This is a genomic window from Rhizobium bangladeshense, assembly GCF_017357245.1.
GTDB lineage: Bacteria > Pseudomonadota > Alphaproteobacteria > Rhizobiales > Rhizobiaceae > Rhizobium > Rhizobium bangladeshense.
The window spans coordinates 4,048,067-4,073,093 of record NZ_CP071612.1 but is presented as its reverse complement, the minus strand read 5'-3'; the positions used below and the strand labels follow the sequence as shown (position 1 = coordinate 4,073,093).

At 61.7% G+C, this 25,027-nt stretch carries 15 protein-coding genes and 1 pseudogene; 9 read left to right on the top strand and 7 right to left on the bottom strand.

Annotated features, from left to right (window positions below):
• Positions 1 to 24 precede the first annotated feature (24 nt).
• On the top strand, positions 25 to 1,683 hold the full coding sequence (locus J2J98_RS19620; protein ID WP_207601894.1) for an OFA family MFS transporter: 1,659 nt from the start codon (positions 25 to 27) through the stop codon (positions 1,681 to 1,683).
• Positions 1,684 to 1,746: 63 nt separating this feature from the next.
• Here the strand turns inward: J2J98_RS19620 and J2J98_RS19615 are convergent.
• The 4 genes and pseudogenes from J2J98_RS19615 to rocF form a co-directional block, all read right to left on the bottom strand.
• A pseudogene (locus tag J2J98_RS19615) lies at positions 1,747 to 3,508 on the bottom strand (methyl-accepting chemotaxis protein).
• Between the two features lie 250 nt (positions 3,509 to 3,758).
• Positions 3,759 to 4,235 (bottom strand): chemotaxis protein CheW, encoded by a 477-nt coding sequence (locus J2J98_RS19610; protein ID WP_064707940.1) that lies wholly within the window; start codon positions 4,233 to 4,235, stop codon positions 3,759 to 3,761.
• 195 nt (positions 4,236 to 4,430) lie between these two features.
• Complete coding sequence (gene rocD / locus J2J98_RS19605; RefSeq protein WP_207601893.1) at positions 4,431 to 5,630, bottom strand: ornithine--oxo-acid transaminase; 1,200 nt, start codon at positions 5,628 to 5,630, stop codon at positions 4,431 to 4,433.
• Positions 5,631 to 5,652: 22 nt separating this feature from the next.
• Positions 5,653 to 6,588, bottom strand: a complete 936-nt coding sequence (gene rocF / locus J2J98_RS19600; RefSeq protein ID WP_138396319.1) for an arginase — start codon at positions 6,586 to 6,588, stop codon at positions 5,653 to 5,655.
• Between the two features lie 122 nt (positions 6,589 to 6,710).
• On the opposite strand from rocF, the gene J2J98_RS19595 reads away from it, so the two are divergent.
• Positions 6,711 to 7,148 carry an Lrp/AsnC family transcriptional regulator gene (locus tag J2J98_RS19595; protein WP_171049295.1) on the top strand — a complete coding sequence of 146 codons (438 nt, stop codon included), beginning with the start codon at positions 6,711 to 6,713 and terminating at the stop codon, positions 7,146 to 7,148.
• A 6-nt stretch (positions 7,149 to 7,154) separates the two neighbouring features.
• Here J2J98_RS19595 and J2J98_RS19590 read toward each other — a convergent pair whose 3' ends face one another.
• From J2J98_RS19590 to J2J98_RS19580, 3 genes are all read right to left on the bottom strand, one after another.
• Positions 7,155 to 13,577 carry a translocation/assembly module TamB domain-containing protein gene (locus J2J98_RS19590; RefSeq protein ID WP_207601892.1) on the bottom strand — a complete coding sequence of 2,141 codons (6,423 nt, stop codon included), beginning with the start codon at positions 13,575 to 13,577 and terminating at the stop codon, positions 7,155 to 7,157.
• A 60-nt stretch (positions 13,578 to 13,637) separates the two neighbouring features.
• Positions 13,638 to 15,566, bottom strand: a complete 1,929-nt coding sequence (locus tag J2J98_RS19585) for an autotransporter assembly complex protein TamA (RefSeq protein ID WP_171049294.1) — start codon at positions 15,564 to 15,566, stop codon at positions 13,638 to 13,640.
• A gap of 167 nt (positions 15,567 to 15,733) precedes the next feature.
• The gene (locus tag J2J98_RS19580; protein WP_011427043.1) at positions 15,734 to 15,991 is read right to left on the bottom strand and encodes a YMGG-like glycine zipper-containing protein; all 258 of its coding nucleotides are present in this window, start codon (positions 15,989 to 15,991) and stop codon (positions 15,734 to 15,736) included.
• Between the two features lie 327 nt (positions 15,992 to 16,318).
• Here J2J98_RS19580 and hemA point away from each other — a divergent pair, with 327 nt between their 5' ends.
• The 7 genes from hemA to J2J98_RS19545 all read left to right on the top strand — a co-directional run bounded on the left by hemA (position 16,319) and on the right by J2J98_RS19545 (position 25,023).
• Positions 16,319 to 17,533 carry a 5-aminolevulinate synthase gene (gene hemA, locus J2J98_RS19575; RefSeq protein WP_207603165.1) on the top strand — a complete coding sequence of 405 codons (1,215 nt, stop codon included), beginning with the start codon at positions 16,319 to 16,321 and terminating at the stop codon, positions 17,531 to 17,533.
• Between the two features lie 329 nt (positions 17,534 to 17,862).
• A complete protein-coding gene (locus J2J98_RS19570) occupies positions 17,863 to 18,840 on the top strand; it encodes a LacI family DNA-binding transcriptional regulator (protein WP_138396730.1) in 978 nt (325 codons plus the stop codon).
• A gap of 54 nt (positions 18,841 to 18,894) precedes the next feature.
• Entirely contained in the window at positions 18,895 to 20,133 is a 1,239-nt protein-coding gene (locus tag J2J98_RS19565) for an ABC transporter substrate-binding protein (protein ID WP_064713710.1), read from the top strand.
• A gap of 73 nt (positions 20,134 to 20,206) precedes the next feature.
• Positions 20,207 to 21,124, top strand: coding sequence for a carbohydrate ABC transporter permease (locus J2J98_RS19560; RefSeq protein WP_207601891.1), 918 nt, complete (start codon positions 20,207 to 20,209; stop codon positions 21,122 to 21,124).
• The gene (locus tag J2J98_RS19555) at positions 21,121 to 21,984 is read left to right on the top strand and encodes a carbohydrate ABC transporter permease (RefSeq protein ID WP_207601890.1); all 864 of its coding nucleotides are present in this window, start codon (positions 21,121 to 21,123) and stop codon (positions 21,982 to 21,984) included. The genes J2J98_RS19560 and J2J98_RS19555 overlap by 4 nt, the downstream gene beginning before the upstream one ends.
• Positions 21,985 to 22,003: 19 nt before the next feature.
• The gene (locus J2J98_RS19550) at positions 22,004 to 23,926 is read left to right on the top strand and encodes a glycoside hydrolase family 127 protein (RefSeq protein ID WP_207601889.1); all 1,923 of its coding nucleotides are present in this window, start codon (positions 22,004 to 22,006) and stop codon (positions 23,924 to 23,926) included.
• Positions 23,927 to 23,937: 11 nt separating this feature from the next.
• Positions 23,938 to 25,023, top strand: a complete 1,086-nt coding sequence (locus J2J98_RS19545; RefSeq protein ID WP_207601888.1) for an ABC transporter ATP-binding protein — start codon at positions 23,938 to 23,940, stop codon at positions 25,021 to 25,023.
• Positions 25,024 to 25,027 lie beyond the last annotated feature (4 nt).

Genomic DNA, 25,027 nt, shown 5'->3' with positions numbered 1-25,027 from the left:
GTCTGAAACAAGGAGGAGTTGTTCATGACTGCAGCGGAAACACGTACGGACGGAGCGTTGGCGGGCTCGGGCCTGCTTGATCGCGAAAGGATTATCGCAAGGCCTGGTTTCAACAGGTGGCTGGTGCCGCCGGCGGCGCTTGCGATCCATCTCTGCATTGGCATGGCCTATGGCTTCAGTGTGTTCTGGCTGCCGCTTTCCAAGTCGCTCGGGATCACCGCCTCGACGGCTTGCCCGGACCTGACGCTCGCCTCCGCGCTCTTCACCACGACCTGCGACTGGCGCATTGCTGATCTCGGCTGGATCTATACGCTGTTCTTCGTTCTGCTCGGCTCGTCCGCCGCGATCTGGGGCGGCTGGCTGGAAAGGGCCGGCCCGCGCAAGGCCGGCGTCGTTTCCGCCTGCTGCTGGTGCGGCGGCATCGTGCTTGCCGCCTTCGGCGTCATTACTCATCAGCTCTGGTTGATGTGGCTCGGCGCCGGCGTCATTGGCGGCATTGGTCTCGGCCTCGGCTACATCTCGCCCGTCTCGACGCTGATCAAGTGGTTTCCCGACCGGCGCGGCATGGCAACCGGCATGGCGATCATGGGCTTCGGCGGCGGCGCGATGATCGGTGCTCCGCTTGCCAATCTGCTGATGAATGCCTTCAAGACCGACACGTCGGTCGGCGTCTGGCAGACCTTCATCGTCATGGCGGCGATCTACTTCGCCTTCATGATGGGCGGCGCCTTCGGCTATCGCATTCCGCCGACCGGCTGGCGCCCTGATGGTTGGACGCCGCCGGCGGCCAAAAGCACCATGATCACAACCAAGCACGTGCATCTGCGCAACGCCCACAAGACCAAGCAGTTCTGGCTGATCTGGGCCGTGCTTTGCCTCAACGTCTCGGCTGGCATCGGTGTTCTCGGCATGGCCTCGCCGATGCTGCAGGAAATCTTCGCCGGTTCGTTGATCGGCTTGCCGGATGTTGCCTTCGCGCAGCTCGACGCCGGGCATAAGGCATCGATCGCCACGATCGCCGCCGGCTTCGCCGGGCTTCTTTCGCTCTTCAACATCGGCGGACGGTTCTTCTGGGCGTCATTGTCGGACAAGATCGGCCGCAAGAATACCTATTACAGCTTCTTCATCATCGGCATCGCGCTCTATGCGCTGGCGCCGACCTTCGCCGGCATGGGCAACAAGGCGCTGTTCGTTCTCTCCTTTGGGATCATCCTGTCGATGTATGGCGGCGGCTTCGCAACGATCCCGGCCTATCTTGCCGATATCTTTGGCACCCAATTCGTCGGCGCCATCCACGGCCGGCTGCTGACGGCCTGGGCAACGGCGGGCATCGTCGGACCTGTCGTCGTGAACTATATCCGCGAAGCCCAGATCGCCGCCGGCGTCGCACCCGGGCCGACACTTTATACCGGGACCATGTATATCCTCGCCGGCATGCTGGCGCTCGGCCTCATCGCCAATGCGTTGGTCAGGCCGCTTCCGGACAAATGGTTCATGTCGGATGATGAGGTCGCTGCGCTGCAGGCGAAATCGGCGGCCGTCAATGCCGGGCCGACAGGCTCCTTCGGCATCGGCACAGGCGGGCTGGATTCCAAGGCGATGCTCGCCTGGGCCGTCGTTGGCATTCCGCTGCTCTGGGGCGTCTGGGTGACGCTTAAGGCGACTTTCGCTCTCTTCGGATAAGCACTCGAACGCGCCGGCTTCGAGGCGGCGCGTTTCCGTCCGGCTGAAGGGAAGGTGGCGGAATCAGAACTCTTCCCAGCTCTGCGAATTTGCTGCGGCAGCGGCATGGGTCTTTGCTACCCGTGCGACGAGGTGGAGGGCCGGCGAACCCATCGGCCTTGGCTCGGGCTTGCTGAAGGCCTGGGCCTGACCCGGGAGGCGGAACTTCGCCAGCAGGACGCGCAGCGTTTCGGCTTCCCTGGCAAGGCTGTGGCTGGCAGCGGTGCTTTCCTCGACCATCGCCGCGTTCTGCTGCGTCGCCTGGTCCATGGTATTGACCGCCTGGTTTATTTCCTTGAGGCCAATCGCCTGTTCCTTCGTTGCTCTGACGATCGCTTCGACATTGCCATCGATGTCGCCGACCTGCGCGACGATTTCCTCAAGCGCCTGTCCGGTCTGGCCCACGAGACCGACGCCATTTCTGACGAGCTCGCTCGATGTATTGATCAGTGCTTTGATCTCCTTGGCCGCTTTGGCGGAGCGCTGGGCGAGCTCGCGAACCTCCTGGGCAACGACGGCGAAACCCTTGCCGGCTTCCCCGGCGCGCGCCGCCTCTACGCCGGCATTCAGCGCCAGGAGATTGGTCTGGAAGGCAATGTCGTCGATGACGCCGATGATGTTGTTGATCTCGCGAGAGGACTGTTCGATCTGATCCATGGCCGCGACGGCATTGCGGACGACGACGCCGGATTGCTCAGCGCCTTGCTTCGTCTTGGTGACGAGCCGGCCGGCTTCCTCGGCACGACGGCTGGAATCATTGACCGTCGTGGTAATCTCCTCCAGCGCGGCCGCCGTCTCTTCGATCGAAGCAGCCTGCTGTTCCGTCCTCTTGGAGAAGGTGTCGGCTGATGCACCGATTTCGCGCGAGCCGGCGGCAATCGCATTGGCGTTTTCGCCGATCGTCTTCATGGTTCGGGCGAGGTCGCTGATCGCCGTGTTGAAATCGTGACGCAACTGCTCCATCGACGGAACAAAAGACGTATCCACCGTCCGTGTGAGATTGCCCTCGGAGAGATCGCGCATGGCGGTGCCGAGCAGGGCAATGGCGCTCATCCGCTCCGTGACGTCGGTAGCAAACTTTACTACCTTGTAGACTTTGCCGTTTGCATCGAGGATCGGATTATAGGCCGCCTGTATCCAGGATTTGCCGGCCGCCCTTGCCGAACCGGACAAATTCGTTGGCAATGAATTCGCCGCGCGCCAGCCGCTTCCAGAAATTGGCGTAGTCCTCGGTGCGAGCGTAGGCGGGATCGCAGAACATGCTGTGGTGCTTGCCGGCGATGTCGGCGAGCGAGTAGCCCATGGCGCTGCAGAAATTGTCGTTGGCGGTCAGAATCTCGCCTGTCGGCGTGAATTCGATTACCGCCTGCGAGCGTGAGATCGCCTCCAGTTTGCCGGCATCCTCGACCGCCTTTCTTTTCACAGCGGTGATATCGGCTGCGAATTTCACGATCTTGAACGGCTTTCCGCCCTTCAAAACAGGATTGTAGGAAGCCTGGATCCAAATTTCCCTGTTGCCCTTGGCGAAGCGCTTGTAGGCACCAGCGTCATATTCGCCGCGTCCGAGCCGCGCCCAGAACTCGCGGTAGGTATCCGTTGCCGTGTAGGCGGGCTCGCAGAACATGCTGTGATGCTTGCCGAGGATCTCGCTCAGGCCATAACCAAGCGCAGCGCAGAAGTTTTCGTTGGCCGCAAGGATATTTCCCTTGAGATCGAATTCGATGATCGCCTGCGATTTGGAGATGGCGTCAAGAATGTATTTCGAATCGGAGGATAGACCAAACATTCCCGTCCCTCTGAAGTCCACAGCTCCCGCTGCTCCGGCCTGATAGAAGCGAAGCGGGGCATTCCGTGGACCGGAAACGTGTCATCCGTAGGCTTCGTAAACCATAGTGCTGAAGCATAGTTAAAATTGCGTATAGAAGCTATCACTAACGTTTGAGTATAGTGGCTGCCGCAAGCTCAGATCGGCTGTAACGGGCAATATAAAACCGCCGGAGAGCGGCGGTTTTTCAAGTCCCAATTGTTCTGACAGGTCAGGCCGCCAGCTCATCTGTCTCGTTTTCCTTGAACATCTTGGCGAGGTTCAGGAAGCAGATCATGCCGTTTTCCGACGCGATGATGCCTTCGCAGAAAGCGCGGTCGAAGGAGGCGGTTACTTCAGGCACCGGCTGAACCTGGCTCGAGGAGATGGTGAGAATATCCGAGACGCGGTCGACGAGCATGCCGATGACCATGCTATGCACTTCAGCCACCACGATGGCGCTGCGTTCGTTGGCGACCGTGCTCTTCATGCCGAGCTTATAGGCGAGATCGATGATCGGGATGACCGAACCGCGCAGGTTCATGACACCTATGACATCGGCCGGCGAATGCGGGATCGGGGTCGAAGGCGCCCAGCCGCGGATTTCGCGTATGGTCGTGGTCTTGACGCAGAATTCCTGATCATGCAGGCGGAAGGCAATGATCTCGAGCGTATCGCCGCTGAAGCTAGTGGAATTGATCGTGGCCATTAGAATTCTTCCCAACTGTCGTAAGTCAAAGCAGAAGCGGTGCGCCACCATTGGCGCCGACGAGCTTTGCCTTCACACCCGCGATGTCTTTGCATACTCAAAGCATCGTTACGGCTAGCGACGACATTAACGGAAGAGTGTTGCCCAAATCTAAATCGGGAACGGGATTGCGAAGGTTTTCGGCCTTGATCTACTTCAACTGATGGTCTTTTCAATCTGCGAGACGGCCCAATCGACCTGCTCCCTCGTTATAACAAGTGGCGGAGCGAGGCGAATCGTGTGGTCGTGGGTATCCTTTGCGAGAAGGCCGCGCTCCTTCAGCGCATGGCAATATTGCCGTGCGCCGCCGGCTTCGGGTTCCAGCTCGATCGCCATCATCAGGCCACGGCCACGCACGTCTCTGACGATGTTGGAGCGGATCGACCTCAAGCCTTCGAGGAAATAGTCGCCCATGACGGCGGCGTTCTCGATCATGCCCTCCTCCACCAGCACCTTGAGGGCCGTGCGCGCCACCGCACAGGCGAGCGGATTACCGCCGAAGGTCGAGCCGTGTTGGCCGGGTTTCAGCACGCCGAGCACCTCGGAATTCGAAAGCACAGCCGATACGGGATAGAACCCGCCGGACAGCGCCTTGCCGATCAGCGTCACATCGGCCTCGATACCTTCGTGTTCTTCGGCCAGCAGCTTGCCGGTGCGGCCGAGGCCGGTCTGGATCTCATCGAGGATCAGGGTGATGTTGTTTGCGGTGCAGAGCTCCCGGATGCGGGTGAAATAACCGGCCGCAGGGATGATGACGCCGGCTTCGCCCTGGATCGGCTCGATCAGAGCCGCCACGGTATTGCCGTTGATCGCGGCCTCGAATGCCTCGGCATCGCCGAAGGGAATGATGCGGAAGCCCGGTGTATAGGGTCCGAAGCCGGTGCGAGCGTCGGGGTCAGTGGAGAAACTGATGATGCTCAGCGTGCGGCCATGGAAATTGTCGGCGCAGACGATGATCTCCGCCTTCCCCTCCGGCACGCCCTTGACCTCGTATCCCCATTTGCGCACCGCCTTGATGGCGGTTTCCACGGCTTCGGCGCCGGAGTTCATCGGCAGGATCTTGTGCGAACCGGTCAGCGCCGCGAGCTCTTCGTAGAGATGAGCGAGCTGGTCGTTGCGGAAGGCTCGAGAGGTGAGCGTCAACCGCCCCGCCTGCTCGACCATGGCGGCAAGGATCTTCGGATGGCAGTGGCCCTGATTGACTGCGGAATAGGCGGAGAGACAATCGAGATAACGATTGCCGTCCGTATCCCAGACATACACGCCTTCGCCGCGTGTGAGCACCACATCGAGCGGCTTATAATTGTTGGCGCCGAGCCGCTGTTCCGTCGCGATCAGTTTTTCCGAAGTGTTCATGGCGCTGCTCCCTCAGCCTTGTCTATGCGGCGCGTGTCGGACGATCGAAGATGCGGCGGCCGAACAGGCTTGCCGTCAGTTCCACCAGTATGCGGGCGCTCTTGCCGCGATCATCGAGAAACGGATTGAGTTCGACAAGATCGAGCGACGAAACGAGGCCGCTGTCCGAAAGCATTTCCATGACAAGATGCGCCTCGCGGAAGGTTGCACCGCCGGGCACCGTCGTACCGACGCCGGGGGCGATGTCGGGATCGAGAAAATCGACATCGAGGCTGACATGCAGCAGGCCATTGGTCCTGGCGACGGCGTCGAGAATCTCCCGCATGATGGCGCCGATGCCCTGCTCGTCTATCGCGCGCATATCGAAGACGTTGACGCCGTGTTCGTGAATTTCTTCGCGCTCGCGCGCATCGACTGAGCGAATGCCGACCTGGAAGACGTTCCTCGGATCGACGAAGGGACGGTCCTTCGGAAGAATTTCGGCGAACTCCGCCTCGCCGCAGAAGAAGGCGACGGGCATGCCGTGAATATTGCCGGAGGGCGACGTCGCCGGAGAGTTGAAATCGGCATGGGCATCGAGCCAGAGCACGAAGAGCGGGCGTCCCTTGCTGGCGGCATAGCGTGCCATGCCGGAGACGCTGCCCATCGACAGGCTGTGATCGCCGCCAAGAATCAGCGGAAAGCGGCCTGAAGCGGCGACGTCATAGACGCTGCTTTCCAACGCCCGCGTAAAGGCACCGACGATTCTAAGATTGTGGGCTTTCGGGTGATTCGGCAGATCCATAGCCGGCACGATGCAGAGATCGCCGATATCGGCAACGTCGTGGCCGAGATCGATCAGCGTCTGGTCGACGCCGGCAATCCGCAACGCCGCGGGGCCCATGGCGGCACCTCGGCGACCGGAGCCTTCTTCCAAAGGTGCGCCGATGAGGGTGACAGGTCGCGATTGCGCATTCATTCGAGGGCTCCGTGTTGAGGCCTGTTTCGGCCGATATTGGGATAAAGGGCCGGCGGCAAAAAGATGGAAAAGTGTCAGAAATGGGTTATGATTGCGCAGATTGATAAAGCTATTTTGACAAAGTGTTCGACGTGGACGATCTCGATACGGAACTTCTGAGTGCGCTTCGCCACAATGCTCGCATGTCCATCTCCTCGCTGGCGGCAATGACCGGTGCATCGCGGGCAACGATCGCTGCCCGTATCGACCGGCTGGTCGCCAGCGGCACCATCGTCGGCTTCACCATCCGCACCGGTCACGAGACGCGGTCCGCCGGTGTGCGCGCCATCGTCATGATCGAGGTGCTCGGCAAGCTCGCAGACAGGGTGGCCGACCAGCTCAGGGGGCTGCCGCAGGTGCGCGCGCTTCACAGCACCAATGGCAAATGGGACTTCGTCGCCGAGCTGGAGGATCGCGACCTTGCCTCCTTTGACGAGACGTTGCGCCGAATCAGGTTGATCAACGGCATCAATTCGACCGAGACCAACATTCTGCTCAAAACGAGCAAGACGGGCTTTTAAGCCGCTTTAATATTCCCGTTCATAGACGATGCCTGCTTCGCCGGCGCCGTTACCGCCAGCGGCTCCCCGCAACTTCACGCCGCGGCCGACGTCGAGATTGATAATTGCCTTGGCGCCGGCCGAGCCACCCTGCTGCAGTTCGAAATACGTGCGATCGTTGAGGTAGCGGCCGACGCTGACACTCGTCTGGCCCTTCTCGTCGGTGCTGACGTCGAAATCGTCGACGCCGAGCTGGTTGCGCAGGCCTTCGAAAAGCGATGTGGAGCGGTTGCCGGCCAGCTGGCTGACGGCATCGGCGAGCTGGGCTATCTGCACCGGCGAGAGCTTCGACATCGACTGGCCGAAGATCAACTGCGCCAGCACCTCGTCCTGCGGCAGTTGCGGCGAGGAGGAGAAGGTGATCGAAGGATCGGTAGCAAGGCCTGAGACATCGACCGTCAGGGTCGTCGTGCCGGAGGTGGAGGTCGCTTCCATGTCGAGCGCCGGCGTCAGGTCACCGGCGAAGGTGATTTTGCTCTTGTCGGAGAAATTGAGGCGACGATTGAGAATGGTCAGCCGGCCGCGGCGCATCGTAAAGCCGCCGGTGACTATGGGTGCTGCCGCCGTTCCGCGGATCGTCACGCGGCCTCCAAGCTCGGCATCGATGCCGCGGCCGCGCACGAAGATCTGCGAGGGCGCATCGATTTCGAGGTCGAGCGTCAAAACGGAGGATTTCTCGCCCGGCTTTCGCTCGCCTTCATCGCGAAGCTGCGCAAGCACTGCCCGCGGTGCATTCTTATGCCGGATGTCGATTTGGCTGAGGGAGGTCGGCAATTTTTCCGGGACGGTGATCGAGGTCTTGTCCAGCCGTAATCTGCCGCTCAGCGTCGCACTCATGATCGGCCCGCGCAGGCCGAGTGTCCCGTTAACTGTCGAGACGACAAGCGTTCCGTCGACATAGACCGCCTTGTCGAGCTTGATCGAAATGTCGGCGGGGAAACCACCGGCCGGCTGGATGCCGATGGTGCCGCTTACTGAAATGGTGCCGCCGCCGCCAAGATTGCCGTTGAGGCGCGATATGACGGCTTGCTTACCATTGAAGGTGACGGTGGCTGCGAGATTGTTGACGGCAAGATTGCGCCTGACGTCGACGAGCTTTGCGCCTGATGTCGAGACAGTGCCGTTGATGACGGGGGCTGCGGCCGTTCCGCCAATCTCAAGATCAACCTTGGCGACGCCGTCGGCGACGAAGCCTTGCTGCGCGAGCGGGGCACCAAGCACGGCGAAGGGAACATTGCCGTTGAAGCGCATGTCGATGGCGCGGTTGCCCGATATCACCACGCTGCCGCCGCCCTTCAGCGACATGCCGGCGTCACCGGCAAGGCTGGTGTCGAGCGTCAGCCTGCCGCCGGCGAGCTTGCCGGATGCTCCGACGCTGAGTGGCGCCAGGCCGGCGCCTTTCGTCTGGCTGGTCGCGGCATTCTTCCAGTCAACCTTGAAGTCGACGACGGGCGAGGACAGCGCGCCTGTCGCCTTGGCCGTCGCCGAGATCGTGCCTTCGGCTCCGATGCCAGGTACAAAACCGTTGGCGATGGCGGCCGGGACATTGGCCGCGTTCGCGGTGACATCGATCGATCGGATCGTTGTGCCTGCAATGGAAAGATTACCGGCGGCTTTCAGCGAAATGCCGCCGCTGCCGCTGAGGTCGGCATCGAAATCCAGCCGGTCGCCGGCATATTTTCCCGTCGCCGCCAAGGCAAGGCGGGAGAGGCCGGCGGCCTTGGTGTGGCTGGTCGCGGCATCTTTCCAGTTCAGCTTGAAATCGACGATAGGGTCTGCCGGCGTTCCCGAAGTCTGGGCGCTTGCCGACAGAGTGCCTTCGGCACCGAGGCCGGGAACAAAGGCATTGGCGATACTGGCCGGCAGCGCGGGAATATCGGCATTGACCGAGAGGTCCCGGATGGCGTTTCCGGCAATCACGGCCCCACCCGTCGCCTTGGCCACCACGCCGTCCTTGCCGGCAAGACTGGCATCGAAGTCGACCCTGTCATTGGCGAACTTACCGGAGGCCGCGGCACTCAAGCCTGACAAGCCGCTGCTTCTGGTCTGGGCGGTGGAGGCATTCTTCCAATCGAGCTTGAAATCGACGGCGGGCTTGGGAAGCGCCCCCGAGGCGGATGCCGTTCCCGACACCATGCCCTCCGCGCCAAGACCCGGAACAAAGCCGTTGGCAAGGGCTGCGGGCAGATTGGCGAGATCAGCTTTGACGTCAAGGTTGCGGACCGAGACGCCCGATATCGCGACATTGCCTACGGCATTTAGCGAGAGGCCGTCCTGGCCGCCGAGATTGGCGTTGAAGTCGAGCTTGTTGTCGGCCAGATGCCCCGATGCGACAAGCGCGAGGCCCGAAAGGTGCGCGCTTCTGGTGTGGCTGGTTGCGGCATCCGTCCAGGAGAGTTTGAAATCGGCCTGCGGCGCAGCGGGTGTTCCGGCCGCAGACACTGTGCCTGATATGGTGCCACCGGCTGCCAGATCGGGGACGAAGGCGTTGGCGAGAGCAGCCGGAAGCTTGGCGACTTCGGCATCGACCTTCACGCTGTCGATTGCCGTACCGGCGAGAGCGACATTGCCGATGGCATTTAACGAGAGACCTTGATCGCCACTGGCTGCCGCGTTGAAATCCAGCTTGTTATCGATAAATTTCCCCGCCGCGGTTATGCCGAGAGCGGCAAGGCCGGCACGCTTCGTATGGCTCGTCGCAGCGTCTTTCCAGTTAAGGTCAAAATTGGCAGTCGGCGCGGACAGCGAACCCGCAGCCGAGACCTTGCCGGAGACGGCCCCCTCGGCGGCAAGACCGGCGACGAAGCCGTTTGCGAGGCTTGCCGGGATATCTGAGAGCGTCGCATCGGCCGCGACGGTGCTGATTGCCGTGCCGGTAATGGCGAGATTGCCGTTCGCCTTGAGCGAGAGGCTGTCGGCGCCGGCGACGGCGGCGTCGAAATCGAGCTTGTTGTCGGCGAAGTTTCCGGACGCGGTGACGCCGAGGCCGGCGAGGCCGGCGCGCTTCGTGTGGCTCGTTGCGGCGTTTTGCCAATGGAGATCGAAATCGGCGGTCGGAGCTGCAAGCGATCCGCTGACCGCGACCGTTCCGGAGAGCGCGCCTTCCGCTGCAAGATCGGGGACGAAGCTGTTGGCAATAGCCGCGGGGATATTGGTCAGCGTTGCGTCAACCCTAACCGCACCGATCGTCGTTCCGGTGATGTCCACGTTGCCGTTCGCTTTAAGCGAGAGGTTGCCGGCGCCGCTGGCCGCAGCGTCGAAATCGAGCTTGTTGTCCGCGAATTTGCCGGAGGCAGCCACGTCAAGACCGGCGAGGCCGGCGCGCTTCGTGTGGTTCGTCGCAGCACTTTTCCAGGCGAGATCAAAATTGGCGGTCGGAGCCTTAGGGGAACCGGAAGCGGTCACCTTCCCCGTGATCGCGCCTTCGGCGGCGAGATCGGAAACGAAACCATTGGCGACATGCGCAGGCAGATTAAGGATATCGGCGTCGATATCGAACACCGGTGCCGTCGGATCAGCCAGCGCGACGTCGCCGGCAGCCTTGAGTGAAAGGCCGTCGGCCCCGCCGATCGTCGTATCGAAATCGAGCTTCTTGTCGGCAAATTTGCCGCTGGCGACGATGCCGAGCGGTGCGAGGCCCGCGCCCTTGGTCTGCCCTGTCGTCGCATCCTTCCAGTCGAGTTTGAAATCGGCGATGGGTGCTGCCGGCGTTCCCGTCACAGCAACCGTTCCCGAGATGGTGCCGCCGGCCGAAAGATTCGGCACGAAACCATTGGCGAGTGCCGCCGGCAGCTCCTTAATGACGGCGTCGAGCTTCAGCGTCTCGCCGGCCGTACCCGTAACGCTTACCGTGCCGGTGCCGGTGCGAACCGTCATCCCATTCAGATTGGCGACACCGCCGCCGATTGTGACCTGTGTCGGTGCGGCAAGCTCGACACTGATGTTGCGGGGGCTGGCCGAAAAACGATCGAGATTGAGATCGACCGCGCCGCCCCCCGGCTCGATATCGCCGGCTGCCAGTACGGGATTGCCATCATAGGTCGCATCAAGATCGAAGTCGGTCCGGTCCTGCTGCTTGGAAAAGCTGAGCGACAGTCCGCCAAGCTTGTTTGCGCCGGCAGCCAGCTCTTCGGCACGGACCGTGCCATTTGCCGCAAGGGCGCTGAGATCGCTGACCGTGAGGTCGATATCCGGCTTGACGATCGCAAGCGTATCGCGGCGGATCGAGGCGCCTGATGCAATGAGCTTGACCGCAATCCTGCCGCCGTCGCTGTCGATCCCGATTGAACCCTTGAGATCTCCTTCGGCTTTCTGTCCGCCGAGGGCTGCCAGCAGGCCGATCCTGGGGAAATCGAAGGTCAACGCGCCCGAGGGCGTCAGTGAGGGTGAAAGCTCCAGATTGCCGGTCAGGCGGTTGCCGCCGATATCGGCGGTCAGTGCGGGAATGGTCGTCCTGCCGTTCGCAGAGCGGATGTCGCCGTTGATGCCGATCGGTTGGCCGTCGATCGTGCCGGTCGCCGCAAACTTCCCCTGCGGCGCCTTGGGATCGGCGATACCCGACAGATCGATATTGAGGTTGACGAACCGCCGATCGGCTATTTCAAGGCTGGGAGTTTTGACATTGGCGGTCACTGAGACCGCCGGCAGTTCGCCTCCGACCCTCAGCGCATAACCCGCTCCGCCGCTCGCGCCCGCAACCAGCTTACCGATATCGGGCAGCCGACCTGAAAGATCAGCGTTGAGCATCGTGCCATCAAGCGCGACATTGCCGGCGGCTTCAAGCGTGCCGGATTTCAGGACGAGGTTGGACAGCGCGAATCTCGACGGGATGGTGCCGGTCACCTGGCTTTCGAGGGAGATCGGCTGGTCGAACCTGCTCGTTGCCGCGGCCGGCAGGGCCGTCGGTTCGATGATCACCTTCACATTGCCGGTCAGCGCGCGGTCCGCCAGCCGGTAGGAGCCGTTGAGGCTGCCGTTGATATTGGCGCTTTCGACAGTGGTGCCGTTGAAACCGATGCCGCCGGGCGAAATCTGGAGCGGCGAGGCGATCGTGATAGGCCCTTGGACTGCACGATTGAGATTCGGTTCGGCAAAGGTCGCGTCCCCGGCTACGAGGCGCAGCTGGACGCTGCCGGAGCGGGAGGCGAGGTTGAAGGAGTCGCTCTTTGCCGTCAGCTTCACGTTGCCGATATCGGCCTGCGGAAGAGTTGCGCTGTCGAGCGAGCCGCTGACGTTCAGCCGGGCGGTCTGCGCGTCACCAGTGAGGGCTAGATTAAGGCCGGATATCAGGAAGCGCGCTTCGCCCTCGGCGAGCGGCCAGCGAAAATCGACGGGTCCGGACGTGCCGAGCAGATTGGCGTTCAGGCTGTTGTTGCCGGCCGGATCAAGCGCTCCCGATGCGGCGATGACGACGCTGCCGGTGGCGATATTGCCGGTCTGGATATCAATCTTGCCACGATCGTCGAAGGTGGCGGCAAGGTCGATATTGGTTTGCCCGGCGAAAAGCGGCCGGAATGCCGCGGGCAGAAGCGAGCTCAGGTCACCGCCGCCCTTGAGGTCGAGATGGTGCAGCCCGTCTGGAGCAATCGAATGCCGACCCTCGATCGCAGCGCGCTGTTGTCCGTCAAGCGCCGCCTGCATTTTTCCTGTCCAGTCCGATATCGGTCCCTGGCCGTCGAGGTCGATGTTGACGGCCGGATTGCCAGGCAGGCCGAGGAAGCCCGCCAGAAGCCCGCCCTTCGGCTCGGCAAGCTGCGCCTTCAGCTGCAGCCGGTTTTCGGCCGGCGCGTAGGCGATATCGGCGGTAAGCCGCGCATCCGGGACCGCGTGGCGGCTGACATTGATCATCGCTTCGCCGCCGTCGCCATCCGCCGACAGGCTGCCTTCGGCGGCGAGCGCGAAAGCGCGCCCGGCAAAGGATTCGGCCAGTTTGATATCGGGCAGGGCCACGCGGTCGACATCGATCTTGACCGGAAGAGTGAAGCCGCCGGAATTCTCGGCGCTGGGCCGCGAGGGCAGGGTGCGCACCGGCTTTCGCAGCACGTTGATCGTCTCGATCTGGAACCGCTCGGCGTGGAATGTTCCCGTTAGCAGCGCTAGCGGGTTCCAGTCGATCGTCACACCGTGAATTTCCGCAAAAACGCCTCTCGTGTCGGAAAGGGAGATTTCGGCAGCGCGTAGCCCGCCGGTCAAAAGCCCTTCCGGTTCGCGTACCTCGATCGTCATGTCGCGGTTGGAGAGGGTGGAGGCGATTCTCTCCGTGACGATCCGGGCCCCAAAGGAGGTGAAGCCGAAGATCGCAAGTGCCGCGACGGCGAGAATCAAAATGGCGCCTACGGCATAGGCGGTGACCCGCACGATCCAATTGACGATTTTTGCCAGCGTTTGCATCGCGCGGACTACCCCGTTTTCATGCGGCCCATCGATCGGAAGGAGCCGGAATCGGCAATCCTAGAAGGATTGGCCAATGCCGGCATAAATTCCATAATCTGTGCCATCTTCGTACTTGTTCAGCGGCACGGCAAAATCAAGCCGCAGCGGGCCGAAAGGTGTGGCATATCGTATTCCCGCGCCGGCGCCGGCGCGGATATCGGAAAAATCCGGGAAGGTGCTGTCGGATACGGTGCCGACATCGATGAAGGGCACGAGGCCGATTGTATCTGTGATCTGGATGCGGGCCTCCAGCGAGCCGGTCACATAGGAGCGGCCGCCGGTGGCCTCGCCATTGTCGTTGTAAGGCGAAATCTCCTGATAGCTGTATCCGCGCACCGAACCGCCACCGCCGGCAAAAAAGCGCTGCGTTGCAGGAATATCCTCGATTCCGCCGCCGCCGATCAGCACGCCGGCGGCGACCTTGCCGGCAAGCACGAGGCGATCCTCGGCGCCGAACGGCAGATAACCTGAGATCGAGCCTTCGAACGCCGCATAGGGTGTGCCATTGAAAATCTCGTAGCCTGGCTTTGCCGACACGGTCGCGCGATAGCCTTCGGTCGGATTGAACTTATCGTCGCGGGCGTCACGATCATATTGGAGCGGCAGGGCGATGGTCAGATAGTCATTGGTGCCGAAGGCGTCGTCATCGCGCTCCCAGCTGACTTCGCCGCTCGCAGACACCGTATCCTTGTCGGTCAATTCATAGGAAATGCCCAGCGAGGCGGTGACGAGCGTCGCGTTATAAGCGTCCGGATTCTGGGTCTTGGCGACGATGCCGGCCTTCAGCGTGGCGGCGGGGAAGAAGGCGCCGGGCTTAGTGAAGAGAATGCCGGCGGAATAGTCGAGGCTGCCGACATCGGTGGTTTCGCCGAGCCGCGAGACCGAGCCCTCGATCCTCAGCGTCTCGGCTTCGCCGAACAGGTTGCGGTGGCCCCAATAGCCCTGGACGCCGAAGCCGTCGGTGGTGGAATATTGCGCGCCGACGCCGAAATAGCGCCGCTTGCCTTCGGAAACTTCGATCGTCATCGGCAAGGTGCCGTCCGGTGCCAGCGCATCGCCTTCGTGGATGGTGACGCTCGAAAAGACGCCGAGCGCGCGAAGCCGCTCGCCGGCCTTCTTCAGCCTTTCCGGGGAATAGGCGTCCCCTTTGTTCAACCGGGAATAGCGCTGGATGAAACCTGGCCGAACGGTTTTTTCGCCGGTGACACCGACATCGCCGATAGGGGCGACAGGCCCGCCCTCGGCAGCAAGCACGATGTCGACCGTGTCGCTCCTGTGATCGGCGACGACCTTGCGTTCGGTCAATTTGGCGAAAGGCCGGCCTTCGCTTTTCAACTGCTCAACTATTCTGTCGCCGGCTTTGATGATGGCGAGCGAGCCGGCCTCGGCACCTGGGGCGAGGTCGTAATCGGCGGGATTGCGATCCGCGGCGTCGCCGCCGAATTGCACCTCTCTGACCCTGAAAACGGGGCCGGGTGTTATATCGACGGTAACGGGGATCGGCCCGGAGCGGTCGAATGTCGGGTTGGGCGGCAGGTCGTCGATGTTCCTGCCATCGATGGTGATCGTCACCACGCCGCCGTAACGCGCCTTTTCGTACAAGGCGGCGATCAGCCGCTCGCGATCATCACGCGCCTTAACGACGATGCCGAGATCGCCGGAGACGGGCTGTTTCTGATCGCTGACGAGACGAGAGCTATTTTCCAGCGCTTCCCTAAGATCAGGATCGGCGGTGTCGGCCTTGAGCTCCACTTGGTAGCGCACAGGATCGGGCACCTGTTCGCTCTCGTCCTCTTCCTTGCCGAAGATGGTGATGCCGAAAAGCTTGAAGGCGTAAGCATCGCCGATCAGGACCGGTGAGAAAGCAGCTGCCGCTGCGACCACCATCATGGTGCCTGTTCGCCGATACGCAGTACCTGTTTTCGGGCCTATCCCTCTAATCCGCATCCGCTGCTTTTGGTTACGCCTACATGAAGCTTCGTTGCCCAGCCGTGAACAGCTTAGCGGCAAAATCGCGCAGGGTGTACCATTTTAAATTGCCCACGCGCTAATTCAGCACAAAAAATCCCGGATGTGTGTCCGGGATTTCCTGTTTTTGCCGTTTGTGAGCGCTCTCAGCGCGGGCAAGCGTCGATGTAACGGCGGCCATAGCGGTCGCGATAGTAGCACTGGCCGGGCTGTTCGGCGACGCTGCCGATGAGGGCGCCCGACACGCCGCCGATAGCGGCACCGACCGCCGCGCCACGGACATTGCCGGTGACTGCACCGCCAATGACGGCGCCGGATGCAGCGCCGATACCGGCGCCTTGCTGGGTGGGCGTGCAGCTTGCGACCGACAGGCCGATCAGTGCGAGTATGACAGCTTTTTTCATCTCTTTTCTCCTGGGTTGTCGCCCAATGGGCATAGGCCGTCCCTATTGTTTTTTTTAGGCTAGCTCAAAAACTATGTCGGAAGAAAGGGTTGTCCACTGTTGGATTGATTTTTTTGCAATGAGGACCTGGTTGCGCGCCCGAGCGGTCTACGCGATTTTCCACCGCTTTCGGCTGCATCGATCCACTCGCTCGCGCCTCGCAGATTTTTTATCTGGAATCATTCGAAAAACTGCGCCTTTTGCCGCAGTTGATGTTAAAGCAGAAGGTAAGCATTGACGCGCGGACGGTCGGTCGGCAAGAACGGCCGCGCGATACTGGAGCAAATGATGGATTTCGAAGCGTATTTCAAAAACGAGCTGGACGGGCTTCATGCCGAGGGCCGCTACCGCGTTTTTGCCGATCTCGAACGTCACCGCGGCAACTTTCCGCGCGCGACGCGCCATACCGCGAATGGCGAGCAGGAAGTCACGGTCTGGTGCTCCAACGACTATCTCGGCATGGGCCAGAACCCGAAGGTGATCGAGGCGATGAAGAGCGCCATCGACCACTGTGGCGCGGGTGCGGGAGGCACCCGGAATATCTCTGGCACCAACCATTACCACGTCCTGCTCGAGCGGGAGCTTGCCGATCTGCACGGCAAGGAAGCAGCACTGATCTTCACCTCCGGCTATGTCTCCAACTGGGCCGCACTCGGCACGCTCGGCGCGAAAATTCCCGGCCTGATCATCTTCTCCGATGCGCTCAACCATGCCTCGATGATCGAGGGCATCCGTCATGCCAAATGCGACAAGGTGATCTGGAAGCACAATGACGTCGCCGATCTCGAAGCCAAGCTTGCGGCCGCCGATCCGAAGGCGCCGAAGCTGATCGCCTTCGAGAGCGTCTATTCGATGGACGGCGACATCGCCCCGATCCGGGAGATCTGCGATCTGGCCGACAAATACGGCGCGATGACCTATCTCGACGAGGTGCATGCGGTCGGCATGTACGGCGCGCGCGGCGGCGGCATTGCCGAGCGCGAGGGGCTGATGGACCGGCTGACTGTCATCGAGGGCACGCTCGGCAAGGCCTTCGGCGTGATGGGCGGCTATATCGCTGCTTCCGCGGCGCTGTGCGATTTCATCCGCTCCTTCGCCTCCGGCTTCATCTTCACCACGGCGCTGCCGCCGGCATTGGCCGCCGGTGCGGTCGCCTCGATCCAGCATCTGAAGGTCAGCCAGTTCGAGCGCGCCCGCCATCAGGACCGGGTGCGCAGGCTGCGCTCGCTGCTCGACCAGCGTGGCATTCCGCATATGCACAATCCCAGCCATATCGTGCCGGTGCTGGTCGGCGATGCGGCCAAGTGCAAGTGGATCTCCGACCTGCTGCTCGACAATTGCGGCGTCTACGTCCAGCCGATCAACTACCCCACCGTGCCGAAGAAGACCGAGCGGCTGCGCATCACCCCGACGCCGTTGCACTCCGACGCCGACATCGCCCATCTCGTCGACGCCCTGCATTCGCTCTGGTCGCGCTGCGCGCTGGCTAGGCACGTGGCCTGAAACTTTTAACATCGCGTGGTTCGAATCGCGGCCAGAATCTCCGTCGGAGGTTCTGGCCGGATTGTTTTGCGCCCTAAACCTCTCACTGCCTGAACAGTGTCATCCGGTGCTGGTGCATTGGAACATGCCCTCTGTCTCGAAGACCCATTGGTTCCGGTTGCACTTACTTTCACCCGAGCATCGTCTTTCCATCATGGCTTTTCGATTTGGATGAGAAAACCTTTTCTCACTTGACAGTTGGATTGGTAAAAGCTTTTCTCAGGCCACTTCGGAAGGAGGAAGGTCTGAACATATCGGGAGGAAAAAGGGGCAGGATCACCATCCACGAGGTGGCGTCTGCTGCCGGGGTGAGCATTTCGACGGCGTCGAAGGCGCTCAACGACACCGGCCGTATGGGAGCGGAAACGCGCGAGCGGGTGAAGCGGATTGCCGGTGAAATCGGATATCGGCCGAATGCGCTGGCGAGGGGTCTTCTCAGCAAACGCAGCTTCACCATCGGACTGCTGACGAATGATACTTACGGCCGTTTTACGCTGCCTGTAATGGCCGGCATTTCGGACGCTCTGGTCGATCACGGCGTTTCGGTTTTCCTCTGCGCCATTGAGGACGATCCGGCGCTCGCCCAGATCCATGTGGACGCGATGCTGGACAAGCAGGTGGACGGCATTATCGCGACCGGCAAGCGGCTGGACAGGCGTCTGCCTGTCGACCTGTCGAATTTGCACGTGCCTGTCGTCTACGCCTTCACGGAGGGGACGCAGAACAGCGTTACGTTTCGTTCGGATGACGAACAAGGTGCGAGGCTTGCAGTCCAGTGGCTCGCAAAGATCGGGCGGCGGCGGATTGCGCATATCACCGGGCCGAAGGACTTCTTTTCGGTGCGGGAGCGGGCCGGCGCCTATCATCAGGTGGCCGGCCACCGCGAGCCGGTGCTCTATGGCGTCTGGTCTGAAAGCTGGGGCCATGAGGCGGTGGAGCAGCTTTGGGAGAGACCCGGAGAAAAACCGGATGCGCTCTTCTGCGGCAACGACCAGATCGCCCGGGGTGCCACGGATGCGTTGCGCGAGCGCGGCGTCAAGGTGCCGCAGGACGTCTCGGTGATCGGCTTCGACAATTGGGAGATTGTCGCGGCCCAGACACGGCCGCCGCTGACGACGGTTGATATGGAGTTGAAGGAGCTCGGGCGGCAGGCCGGATTGACGGTGCTCGCGCTTGCGGAAGGACGGCCTGTCGAGCCGGGAGTGAGGAAATTGCCCTGCCGGCTGATCATCCGGCAGTCATGCGGGGGCAAGGCTCCCGAGGAATGAAATCAGGGAAATGAGCAAAGGCGCGAGGAGATGCGCCATATTGGGAGGAATGTCATGATCAAGCGTCTACTGGCGGCTACCGGCATCGCTACCTTGTGCCTGGTGTCGGCTGCATCGGCCGCCGAGAACGTCGAAATGTGGGTTCGCTCGGGGATCGGCGACGCCTTCAAGAAGGTTGTCGAGGCCTATAATTCGAGCCATGAGAACAAGGTCGTGATGACCGAAGTGCCGTTCTCCGAGCTGGTGCAGAAATATGCGACGGCGATTGCCGGCGGACAGGCGCCCGACGCGCTTTCGATGGATCTCATCTATAACCCTGCCTTTGCCGCCGCCGGGCAGTTGGAAGACCTGACGGACTGGGCGAAGTCGCTGCCCTATTTCAACTCGCTTTCGCCATCGCATGTCCGCCTCGGCACATACGAGGACAAGATTTACGGCCTGCCGCTTTCGGTCGAGACCTCGGTCTTCGCCTGGAACAAGGATCTCTACAAGAAGGCCGGTCTCGACCCGGAAAAGGCGCCGGTGAGCTGGGACGAAATCACCGCCAATGCGGAGAGGATAAGGGCATTGGGTGAAGACACATACGGTTTCTATTTCTCCGGCGGCGGCTGCGGCGGCTGCATGATCTTCACCTTCACGCCGCTCGTCTGGGGTGCGGGCGCCGATATTCTCTCGGCCGACAGCAAGACGGCGACGCTCGATACGCCTCAGATGCGCAAGGCCGTCGACATCTACCGCAACATGGTCAAGAAGGACCTTGTACCCGCGGGTGCGGCCAGCGACAACGGCACGAACTTCCTGACTTTCACAAATGGCAAGATCGGCCAGCAAAGCCTCGGCGCCTTCGCCATCGGCACACTGGTGACCCAGCATCCCGAGATCAATTTCGGCGTGACCCTCATCCCCGGGGTCGACGGCAAGCCGTCCTCCTTTGCCGGCGGCGACAACTTCGTCATCACCAAGGGCACGAAGAAGATTGATGCGGTAAAGGACTTCCTCGGCTATATCTATTCGGAAGACGGGCAGAAGGTCATGGCTAAATATGGTAGCCTGCCGACGCGCGGCGATATCGCCGATAAGGTGCTCGAGGGCCTCGATCCACGCATGCAGGTTGGCCTCAACGCGATCAGTGTGGCCAAGACGCCCTATACGCTTCAGTTCAACGACCTGATCAACAGCGCCAACGGCCCATGGGCGACGTTCACCAACGCCGCGATCTTCGGCGACGACGTCGACGGTGCGTTCTCGAGCGCCCAGTCGGAAATGCAGTCGATCATCGACAGCGGCCAATAACTCTCCCAAGGCCGCGGCCGGGGAGCGGTGGCAGCTTCCCGGCCAACTTCATTGACAGATGCGGAGCGTTTCGATGACCGGTCCCGGTTCGAATACCCTATTGCCTCGGCGAAAGCGGCGGCGCAGATCGAACTGGCGCGGCCCTCTCTACATCGCGCCGGCCATGGCGCTGGTCATCGTCTTCTTCGTCATGCCGGTTCTCTTTACGGGATGGATGAGCCTTCACAACTGGCCGCTGATGGGGGCATCGCGCTGGATCGGCTTCAACAACTATTTCCGCATGGTCAACGACACCCGCTTCATGGCGGCGCTGAATTTCACGGCCTATTATACCGTGATCGTCACCATCGCGATCTTCGCCGTTGCCTTTCCGCTGGCAATCTTCGTCGAGAAGGAACGTCAGTTCGTCGGCACCTATCGTACGATCATCTTCCTGCCCGTCGTCGTCGGCCTTGCCACAGCCTCGCTGCTGTGGGTCTGGCTCGCCAATGTCGATAGCGGCTTCATCGGCCCGGCCTTGAAAGCGCTCGGTCTTCTGGAAAAGAGCCCCAACCTGCTTGCGACTTTCGACACCGCCTTCCTGACTGTCGTGGTGATGGTCGTCTGGAAGATCGCCGGCTTCACCATGATCATTCTACTGACCGGGCTACAGGCCATTCCGTCCGAGCTGACGGAGGCCGCCCGCATCGACGGCGCCGGCCGCTGGCAGCGTTTCAGGCATCTGACGCTGCCGCTGATGCGCAAGACGATCGCGCTGGCGCTGATCGTCTCCGTCACCGGCTCGATCCTGGCTTTCGACCAGTTCTACATCATGACGGCGGGTGGCCCGCAGAACAAGATGATCTCGGTGGTCTATTACATCTTCAACCAGTCCTTCGTGTCGTTCAACCTCGGTTATGGTGCAGCGCTCTCGATCGCGCTTCTCGCCATCCTGGTCGCCATCAGCATCGTGCAGCTCTGGCTGCTTCGCGTCGGGGAGGAGCGCCCATGAGCACGTCAAGGGAGCGCCACGCGCGCAAGGCCATCCGTACGAAGTCGGCCTATCATCTCACAGGCATCGCGATCTCGGTCTTCTTTCTCGCCCCCTTCGTGATCACGCTTCTCGCCTCCTTCCGGCCGGGCACCGAATCCAGCCTGCCGCCCTTGCCGCCATGGCCGACATCCGGCGTCAGCTTCGATGCCTATGCGCTGCTCGATACGTTCGGCGCCGGCATCTGGCGGCACATGATCAATTCGCTATTCGTTTCGGTCGCCACGGTGGTGCTCACCGTTCTCGTCAGCCTGCTCGCCGGCTACGGGTTTTCGCGTTACCGCTTCCCGATGAAGAATGTGCTCTTCGTGCTGATCATCGCCACGCTGATGATCCCATTCCAGTCGATACTGACGCCGCTCTTCATCATCCTGGCAAAACTCGGTCTCAACAATTCGCTGCTCGGGCTGACGCTCGTCTATGTGACGCTGCAGCTGCCTTTCTCCGTCTTCATGATGCGCAACGCCTTCGACGCCGTGCCGAAGGAAATCGAAGAGGCCGCCCGGATCGACGGCGCGCGCGATCTGAGGCTCTTGGCGCGTGTTCTGCTGCCGCTGGTGCTTCCCGGTGTCGCGACGGTGGCGATCTTTGCCTTCCTCAATGCCTGGAACGAGTTTCTCGCCGCGCTCGTGCTGCTTTCCAGCAATGAGAAATACACCTTGCCGGTGCTGATGACGGCGGTTCGTGCCGGGCGGCTCGGCGCCATTAACTGGGGAGCGGTCCAGGCTGGCGTCGTCGTCATGACGATCCCCTGCCTGATCGTCTTCCTGCTGCTGCAACGCTACTACATGCGCGGTCTGATGGCCGGCGCGGTGAAATGATCCCAAGAAGGTAGAGCCCATGACCAAATCAAGCAACGACCGCCAGTTTCGTCCCGTCGCCGTTCCCGATGTCGAGCTCGGCGGCTTCTGGGGCAAATGGCAGGATGCAGTCTGCAATTCCACCGCCGAGACCCTGCTCGACCGCTGCGTCGAGGCCGGCATGCTCAAGGCGATCGACGTCAGCCAGCCGAGCCCGGGCATCGTCATTCCCATTCAGCCATGGGGAGGGACGACGCAGATGTTCTGGGATTCCGACCTCGGCAAGTCGATCGAGACGATCGCCTATTCGCTCTATCGCCGGCCCAACCCGCAGCTCGAGGCGCGCGCCGACGAGATCATCGACATGTATGAGAAGATGCAGGACAAGGACGGCTATCTGAATGCCTGGTTCCAGCGCGTCGAGCCATCCCGCCGCTGGACCAACCTGCGCGACCATCACGAGCTCTATTGCGCCGGCCATCTGATGGAAGCCGCGGTCGCCTATTATCAGGCGACTGGCAAGCGCAAGCTGCTCGACATCATGTGCCGTTACGCCGATTACATGATCAAGGTTTTCGGCCACGGTGAGGGACAGATCCCCGGCTATTGCGGCCATGAGGAAATCGAACTGGCATTGGTCAAGCTTGCCCGCGTGACCGGCGAGAATAGATATCTCGACCTCTCGAAATTCTTCATCGACGAACGCGGCACCGAGCCGCACTTCTTCACGGCCGAGGCTGCTCGCGACGGCCGCAGCGCTGCCGACTTCCATCAGAAGACCTATGAATATGGTCAGGCGCACCTGCCGGTGCGCGAACAGACGAAGGTCGTCGGCCATGCGGTGCGCGCGATGTATCTCTATTCCGGCATGGCCGACATCGCCACCGAATATAAGGACGACAGCCTAACGGCGGCGCTAGAAACGCTCTGGGACGATCTGACAACCAAGCAGATGTACATCACCGGCGGTATCGGCCCGGCCGCATCCAATGAAGGTTTTACCGACTATTACGACCTGCCCAATGATACGGCCTATGCGGAGACCTGCGCCTCAGTCGGGCTGGTCTTCTGGGCGAGCCGCATGCTCGGGCGCGGGCCGGACCGGCGTTATGCCGACGTCATGGAACAGGCGCTCTATAACGGCGCGCTGCCCGGCCTTTCCACAGACGGCAAGACCTTCTTCTACGACAATCCGCTCGAAAGCGCGGGCAAGCACCATCGCTGGAAATGGCACCATTGCCCATGCTGCCCGCCGAATATCGCCCGCCTGGTGACGTCGATCGGCTCATACATGTATGCCGTTGCCGATGACGAGATCGCCGTGCATCTCTATGGCGAAAGCACCGCCCGGCTAAGGCTTGCCAACGGCGCCGAGGTGGAGCTGGAGCAGGCCACCAATTATCCGTGGGACGGCGCCGTCGCCTTCACTGCCAGGTTGGCAAAGCCTGCCCGATTCGCGCTGTCGCTACGCATTCCGGATTGGGCGGAGGGCGCAACACTCAGCGTCAACGGGGCGATGCTCGACCTCGGCGCCGATGTTCGCGATGGATATGCGAGGATCGACCGCGAGTGGGCGGACGGCGACCGCGTCGCCCTTTACCTGCCGCTGGCGCTTCGGCCGCAATATGCCAATCCGAAAGTGCGCCAGGATGCCGGCCGCGTCGCCTTGATGCGCGGCCCGCTCGTCTACTGCGTCGAAACAACGGATAATGGCGACGATCTCAACACCATCGTCCTGCCCCGCGAACTCCCGGCCGCCGAAACCGTCGTGCTGAGGGAGCTCAACGATGCTGTCGCCCTCGATCTCAAGGTTGAGCGCGAGGAAACCTCAGGCTGGGGCACGCCGCTTTATCGCAAGGCGCCGGCCGAAAGGCAGGTCGCCACGGCGCGTTTCGTGCCCTATCATCTCTGGGACAATCGTGCGCCCGGAGAGATGCTCGTCTGGGTCCAGTCGGGCAAATAGGTCGCTTGGGGATGACGAACGGTATGGGTAACAAGAGCGTCGTGCTCCAGGACGTGCGGAAAAGCTATGGCAGTCTGCCCGTGGTCCACGGAATCGACCTGACAATCGCGGAAGGCGAATTCGTCGTCTTCGTCGGTCCTTCCGGCTGCGGAAAATCGACGCTGCTTCGCATGATCGCCGGCCTCGAGGACGTCACCGACGGCGAGATCGAGATCAAGGGGCGCCTCGTCACCGATCTCGATCCGTCCGAGCGCGGCATCGCCATGGTCTTCCAGTCCTACGCGCTCTATCCGCATATGAGCGTGCGCGACAACCTGGCCTTCGGCTTGAAGATGGCGCGTACGAATGCCGCCGAGATCGAGACGCGCGTCAAGGCTGCCTCCGCGATCCTGAAGATCGACCACCTGCTCGACCGGCGGCCAGGGCAGCTTTCCGGCGGCCAGCGCCAGCGTGTGGCGATCGGCCGGGCGATCGTGCGCAAGCCCGACGTCTTCCTGTTCGACGAGCCGCTCTCCAATCTCGATGCTGAATTGCGCGTGTCCATGCGCATCGAGATCGCCCGACTTCACCGCGAGCTCGGCAACACGATGATCTATGTCACACACGATCAGACTGAGGCGATGACGCTCGCCGACAAGATCGTCGTGCTGCGCGACGGCCGCGTCGAGCAGGCCGGAACGCCGCGGGAAATCTACGAAGATCCCGCCAATACATTCGTCGCGGGCTTTATTGGCTCGCCGAGGATGAATCTCCTGAACGCCCGATGGGGCGAAGGCGGCCTGGTCGACGTCGCCGGCGGGCGCATCGAAAGCGGCCTGCCACCGGCAGACAGGCCGGCCGGTGCGGCCGTGACGCTCGGCCTGCGGCCGGAGCACCTGCAGGTGGCATCCGAGCTCACAGGTAGCCTGACGGCAAGGGTCGATTTTTCGGAATATCTCGGCGGAACACAGTTTCTCTATTGCCAGCTCGGTGATGGCCAGTCGCTCACCGTCGAGCACCGGTCGCCGACCAGCATTGCGGCCGGTGAGCAGATCAGCCTGCAGTTCGAGCCGTCGACTTGCCGATTGTTCGGCGAGGGCGGCAAGCGGCTACGATGATTGC